Source organism: Lentibacillus sp. L22, assembly GCF_040812445.1.
Lineage (GTDB): Bacteria > Bacillota > Bacilli > Bacillales > Amphibacillaceae > Lentibacillus_C > Lentibacillus_C daqui.
This window is the reverse complement of record NZ_JBFNXI010000075.1, coordinates 1-6,941: the sequence shown is the minus strand read 5'-3', so window position 1 is coordinate 6,941 and position 6,941 is coordinate 1. Positions and strand designations below refer to the sequence as shown.

Sequence of the window (6,941 nt, the reverse complement as noted above, 5' to 3'; positions counted from 1 at the left end):
TACACTTTTTTTAGTGTAAGCTCCTACGCCTTAATTTTTATTTACTGGAGTTTTGTCCCAGCCTCAACAGCCCCCTTTTTTATTTGTTTTATAGAAGCAGTGTTTTAATAAATAAAAATCAGGGTATAGTCTGTAAAATCTTTAAGGATTATGGAATATAATGTATTTTTTTAAAAGACTATTCAAATACCTAACATTTATGGTAAAATTTATTTGCTCACTCTACAACTCAGAAATAAACCCTGTAAAATGTAGTCGCCTCAACTACTAGAGAATTTAGTTGTCACTAAGCCTTTAAGTGATAACCTTAGTTGTACTTATACAGTAAGAAAGTTTATACTTTATTACCTGCTAAAGAAAGACAAATCTAATAAACCTATGTTTTATATCCAATGGAAATTAAGAATTTATTAAGAGTTAAGACTGATTAGCCTAAGGCAAGGTGAAAATATTAGCGAAGAAAAACCTCTATAAATTTTTATTTTTCAGATGGATATTTTTTAGACCCACAAACATAGTGAAAGGAAGAAGGTATATGGATTCTAAAAAATTAACGAGAAGAATATTAATTGCTTTAATTGCTGGTGCAATTGTTGGTATGGCTTTAACATTTGCTCCTGAAAGTTTTTTTGGTCCTCTCGATAAATATGTATTGGACCCAGTTGGTCAAATATTTATAAATCTTATTATGATGTTAGTTGTTCCACTAGTATTTGTATCTATTGTTTTAGGGACAGCAGGTCTTGGTGAACCGGCAAAACTAGGGAAAATTGGTGTTTTCACCGTTACCTTTTTCTTAACAACTACTGCGATTGCCATTACATTAGGCTTAGCATTAGCTTACCTTATTAAGCCAGGAACAGCAGGTATATTTGATACATCCAATCTTGATGGATATGACCCGGGTAAAGCACCACCAATTATGGAAACCATTATAAATATTATTCCAGAGAATCCAATAGCGGCAATGTCATCTGGAGAGATGTTGCAAATTATTGCTTTTGCCGTATTTATTGGTATTGCATTAGCTTATTTAAATGATAAAACAAAAGGAATATTTAATTTATTTGAACAAGCAAACGAAATTCTAAATTGGCTTATTATGTTAATTATGCGATTTGCTCCGTATGGTGCATTTGCATTAATTGCATCAGCAATTGGCGGTGCTGGATTAGATGCAATTGGTTCTATGTTGAGCTATATGTTAACTGTTATTGCAGGATTAATTCTCCATGCTTTAATCATTTATTCACTCGCAATTTGGCTTTTGGGACGCGGAAATCCAATTAAATTCTTTAAAGGATTTTTCCCTGCCATGACAGTAGGATTTAGTACATCCAGCTCCAATGCGACGCTTCCTGTAGCGATGAAAACAGCGCAGGAAAATCTCGGCGTGAAGAAGGAAATCAGCAGCTTTGTGCAGCCGCTGGGAGCAACCATTAATATGGATGGTACAGCAATTATGCAGGCAGTTGCGACTGTATTTATTTCACAGGTATATGATTTACCGCTTACGATGGTAGATCTTTTAATGGTTGTCCTTGTTGCTACTTTAGCAAGTATCGGTACAGCTGGTGTACCAGGTGTCGGATTAATCATGCTGGCAATGGTTCTAAAACAAGTTGGTTTACCTGTTGAAGGGATTGCGTTAATTATTGGTATTGACCGTATACTAGATATGTTGAGAACCTCTCTAAATATTTCTGGAGATGCGGCATGTGCATATATTTTGTCTGAACGAGAAAAACGAAAAGAGAAAAAAGCATAATTTATTAAGGGTCAACACCAAAATCAATGGTTGATATTAATAGATAAATATGGTAATACCGTTAAATAAATGAAAAACATCTGCCTACCTGTTATTCTTTAAGTTACGACACTAAAAAGAAAATGAGGTAAGACAGATGCCCTATCAGTATATCAATGAACTCTTAGATTTACCAGAAGTAAAAATTGTAAGAGTCTGAATCAGATAAAATACTTCAGACTATAAAAGCTTTTTCAATAAAGTCCTAGCCATTGCTCGCGAACGTCTAATATTACGTCGGAAAATTCAGTCATGTGGAAGTAGTTTCATTCCAAGTCCGACAAGAATTCATGTTGTCTGCCAGTTTTTATACCTAGTCTTGTAGACCTGCCTAATGAGGAAATATCTTGAATCTTTAACCATGGCTGATAGCTTACACCGGTTCCAGTTCCTCGGCCTTCTTTAATCAACTTTAGATGTTCTTTTTCTTTTTGACACAAAAACACCCCTTTAGATAATCATATCCAAAGGGGCTAAACGGTACGACTTTTTTTCAAAGCCACAATCTTCTGTAGGTTTGGAATAAAGATTGATCAAAACAGGCTCTCAACATATTCGTTCCGGTGAATTTTTGTAAAAAGGTTTGATCATTTTCTGTTTGCGTTATTCAATAATCGCACCAGTTTGTGGTATATTTTCACAAACTTTTTTCAAGAACTATTTTTGGTTCACCGCTGTTATCTATATATGTTCCAATTACATCAAAACCATTTTTTATATTCAAAATAAGCATATTGCGCCATTTGTTTTTTGTCTTGGTTTGAATGGTCTTATAACCTTTTTCTTGTAAGTACGAATGTTGTTGGTTCATCAACTTTGAGGCGACACCTTTATTTCTATGGTTTTCATCAACGCCTCCAAGCCAGCTATAAAAGCTATCAGATTCAAGTTCATAACCAATCTTATACCCTACAACTACGTCTTTTTCCAATCCCACTGTAAACAATAACTTTGGTTTGCTTTGCGCTTTTTTAACCAGCGTCTCAGAGTCTCCAAAAATGATTTCGTGTAAACTTAAAATTTGATTTAGTAATTTTGACTCAGGAAAACCTTCAATATTCACAAAATCCAAAGAATCATCATCCTTCCCTTATTCCATTAAATGGTCTGATTGACGAACATGGTTGTTCGATTAATGCGCCCTATTCTTTAAAAACCTTTTAGGAATTTGTAGTGAATTTTAAATGTTTATTCCCTAAGATAACAATGTTTTTATTCCAACGCGGATGCATAACTAATTTGTTGTTCTCATCAAACTCTAAAGCTATATGGATTTCATCATCTTCAGCTGTAAGAATAGCCATTTTTTATTTTCAGTATCGATATATGGTTTCAGAACGTTTGGCATTTCAATTTTCCAATCAAAAAACTTCACTATTTCACCCCCACTAAAATCATTAACCTAATGCTACAATCTGGCCTGTTCATGGAATATCGTTATGTTATTTTAGCTTAAAATCACCCTTTGGACAATGTATATCCAAAGGGGTAAAACGGTGCAACTTTTTTATAAACGTCGCAACTTTATTTCAAAACCACAATCTTCTGTAGCTTTAAAATAAAGTTTAACCAAAAATGCCTCACAATTCCTTATCTTACTGTAAACAGGAAGAATCCATTTTGGAAAAAAGAATGATCAAAATGGATTCTTCCTTTATGAAGTATGGCTTGATTTTTATAAAAAAATTTGATCATTTTCTACGTATGTTGTTATAGTGATAGGTAAGCTTTTGAAGTTATCGCCAGCTTTTCTCCCACTCCACACCGTACGTGCCAGTTTCCCAGCATACGGCGTTCCAACTAATCCAATTCTATTTAATCAATTAGCACTTTGTGTGCCTCACATCTCCCGTTTCAATAAGTCGGTGCCTCCCATGGGAGGTGAACCTCTATTAGTCTTACAAGAACCTTATTAACCGATAAAGACTTGCCGTACATGCTTAAATGATTCTTCATTAGCCTAGTGGCTATCCCTCCACGTTCGTTACACGCTCCAACGGTACTGTGCCACCACTTTCACTGATATGAAGAAAAGTTATACAGTCGCTATTTTCACGATAGTTTTCCTTTCCAAAACTTCTTCAAGAGTAAGCTCTCCACGTTATCAGCTTACAACGTTGAATTCTCGCACCTATTAACCGAGCTTATAACACACAACTTCTTACTAAACAGTGTGCTATTCGACGCAGGGAGAACCTTTCAGAGCGTTACCTCCTGATTTGACTCCTCGACATAACCCTTCAGTTACAAGATAATTGAAACTGCCTGACCTCTATCGAAATTATGTGACCACATTTCATTTGAATCAGGAACGTTTCGCACCAGCAATTTGGCCCGATCGTAGAATTAAGAAAAGGAAATAGAAAAATGTTAAAAAATAGTCGGTACCATCCCCCCATCCATACGGATTGGAGAACCTTTAAATGCGGATGCATGAGGACTACATACAAATGTAGTTAGTCTACCTATTTCAATTGGCTTGATAAATCGCTGTATTTCAGATTGAGGTAGGTTTGTAGTCATAAATTCTTTCTCTTTTTCTGAAAAAGTCATATCATCATTAGGGTATATACCCTCAATTATTTGATGCACATTTTCAGAGAGTGTTGGTCCTGGCATGATCGTATTAACTGTAACTTCTCTTCCTATTGTTAATTTAGATAAGCTTTTTGACAATGATAATAGCATTGATTTTGTCATACAATACTGAGGCATTTGTCCTGAAGGCATAATTGCTTCTTCACTCGCAATAAAGATAATGCGACCATAATCATTTTTTAACATTTTAGGTAAATAAAATTTAGATAATCCATTTGCAGCAAGAACATTAGTACGGAAGTATTTTTCCCATACTTCATCGTCAATTTCCTCATATTGCATAATTTCATAAATACCCATATTGTTAACTAAAATATCAATAGTGGGGTATTTTTTAAATAAAGCTTCTCTTTGCCTCATATCGACAATATCGGCAGTAGCATTTTGAGGAGAGGTAGCTGGAAAATCCGATTTAATTTCATTTACAATTCGTTCTACCTCTTCATAATTTCGTCCATTAATTAGTACATTGACACCTTCTTTGGCAAGTTCAATAGCAATTGCTTTACCTATACCTTTCGTTGATCCTGTAACTAAAGCCGTTTTATTGTTTAACCCCATATCCATAATACATTTCTCCTCCTAATTTACCCATTATAATTATAAAAAGTTAATATAAAAAAAGTTCCTATTCTTTTGTAGTTATTATTAGGTTCTCCTTTTTTAATATAATGTTAAAAAATTCACTTTTATTCGTTTAGGTATAGAAGCTACCGTTCATACAGGCAGCTTCTGTAAAAAGCACCCTAAAAATCCTATTTACCTGAGTGGTGTTAATGTTTTTGTTATTTGCACCTACTCATTAGAAAGCCACTCATTAATTCCGGCCCTTATGCTGAATAGACGCGGTTCCTTATTTAATAAGTACGCCCGATTGGTGAAGAATCAAGTTAGCTTTTTTAAACTAAATAAAATAACCGCATGAATAATATTTGTACCAGTCAATAGAATCAACATAGCTATTTTATAGCCCCCTAAAGAAAAGGGATTTATATATTCATCTGTTAGAGTAATAATTAACCAACCAAAAATAATTATCGGATAGGCAAAAGCGTATTTAGACAATCATATCCAAAGGGGTTAAACGGTGCAACTTTTTTATAAACAGTTAATCTTTTTTATAAACGGTCGAATTTTTTTACAAACGGTTAAACCTAATTTCAAACCCACAACAGCAACTGTGGAATGACAATAAAGTTGTTTGTTTTTAAATCTGAAAATACGCATTACACCGTCCGAAAATGTGGACGGTGTAAAAATAAAGTTATTTAATTTTTGGTGTGATTGCTGAATAACAGCCCATAGTTTTACAATAAAGTCGTTTAAATTGATGGGTTGTTCAACAATGTGGAAGATAATTTCACGGTTTACTTGGTTAAATTAAAGGACTTTATTTGCCTAATTCCTGAAGATCGTTCCATCATTATTATCAAAGAAAAAAGCCTAACGTTGTTCAATAAGATTAAAAAGTCTGGACGTTGTGCTTTCTAAGTTTTTACTTCCCAAACATTTTTAACTAATATACAAAAACCATGCTTTGACATCGTCTAAAGCATGGTAATTTTTTAAACTAATAATCTGCTAAGTTGAATTTTAGCTCATCCGTTTATTGAATTCATTAACTGAAAGAAGTATTCAGGTTTATGAGTCTTATTTAGATTATACCATGAATGCAATGTATCTGGCGCAAATACATCCAACTTTTTCAGTACTTCCATCGTAAATTCCAGAGGAGCTACTCCGGATGCAGTAACTAGATTCTCACCAGATACTGCAGGACTCATATTGTAAAATTTCTCTCCTTTATAATTAGGACAGACCATTTTAAGATACTCTAAGTCATTGCTTGTGTGCTTTCTAGAATCTAGGTACCCAAAATTCGCTAGCCCCTCCGTTGCACCACAAATTGCAGCAACAATAGTCCCAAGCTTTAATGCTTCGCCAATCTTTTTCAAGATAGGTTGATGAATATCTTCTCCCCAAGTATTCCCTCCAGGTAAAACTAAGAGATCTTTACTCCCAAAAGTGCAAGCATTAAGAGAAATATCTGGTTTTATGCTCAATCCTCCCATCGATGTAATGATTTCTTTATCAGCTCCTACTGTAACTACTTTGAAAGGCGCTAAATCCTTTTTGAAATATCTTCCTGAATTTAGTTCAGCAGTTAAATACCCATATTCCCAGTCTGACATTGTATCAAATACATAAAGATAAACCTTTTTTGTTTGCATCTAATAACACTCCCATCACAATGATAAGCCTATTATATGATAACTTCCCTGACAACTAGCGTCAGGGAAGTTATCATATTTGATGAAATTTTATTAGATCCGACAAAACTTCAGTAAGTCTTTTCTTAAGACTTATTGGTTCAACAATTTGAATAGATTTACCATACGGCAACAGTAAATAAGGTACATATGTATACAACATATCTTTTTCAAGAAAAAATACTGCTTGATTTGAAGTCCGTGGTACTGTCAATAAGTTTGTGTAAATTAATAGAGTATCCTCGGAATTGGGATTTGTTTTCTGA

General features: G+C 34.1%; 4 protein-coding genes and 2 pseudogenes. 1 reads left to right on the top strand and 5 read right to left on the bottom strand.

Features of this window, described 5'->3' with window-relative positions; all coding sequences use genetic code 11:
- Positions 1-535: 535 nt before the first annotated feature.
- Complete coding sequence (locus tag ABRT01_RS17800) at positions 536-1,768, top strand: dicarboxylate/amino acid:cation symporter (RefSeq protein WP_367749065.1); 1,233 nt, start codon at positions 536-538, stop codon at positions 1,766-1,768.
- Between the two features lie 308 nt (positions 1,769-2,076).
- Here ABRT01_RS17800 and ABRT01_RS17795 read toward each other — a convergent pair.
- From ABRT01_RS17795 to ABRT01_RS17775, 5 genes and pseudogenes are all read right to left on the bottom strand, one after another.
- Positions 2,077-2,245, bottom strand: a pseudogene (locus ABRT01_RS17795) (heteromeric transposase endonuclease subunit TnsA); the annotation flags it as partial.
- 199 nt (positions 2,246-2,444) lie between these two features.
- Positions 2,445-2,870, bottom strand: a complete 426-nt coding sequence (locus tag ABRT01_RS17790; protein ID WP_367749068.1) for a GNAT family N-acetyltransferase — start codon at positions 2,868-2,870, stop codon at positions 2,445-2,447.
- Between the two features lie 1,307 nt (positions 2,871-4,177).
- Complete coding sequence (locus tag ABRT01_RS17785; protein WP_367749063.1) at positions 4,178-4,972, bottom strand: SDR family NAD(P)-dependent oxidoreductase; 795 nt, start codon at positions 4,970-4,972, stop codon at positions 4,178-4,180.
- Positions 4,973-6,003: 1,031 nt separating this feature from the next.
- Positions 6,004-6,636, bottom strand: coding sequence for a type 1 glutamine amidotransferase family protein (locus ABRT01_RS17780; protein WP_367749060.1), 633 nt, complete (start codon positions 6,634-6,636; stop codon positions 6,004-6,006).
- 73 nt (positions 6,637-6,709) lie between these two features.
- Positions 6,710-6,941, bottom strand: a pseudogene (locus ABRT01_RS17775) (hypothetical protein); the annotation flags it as partial.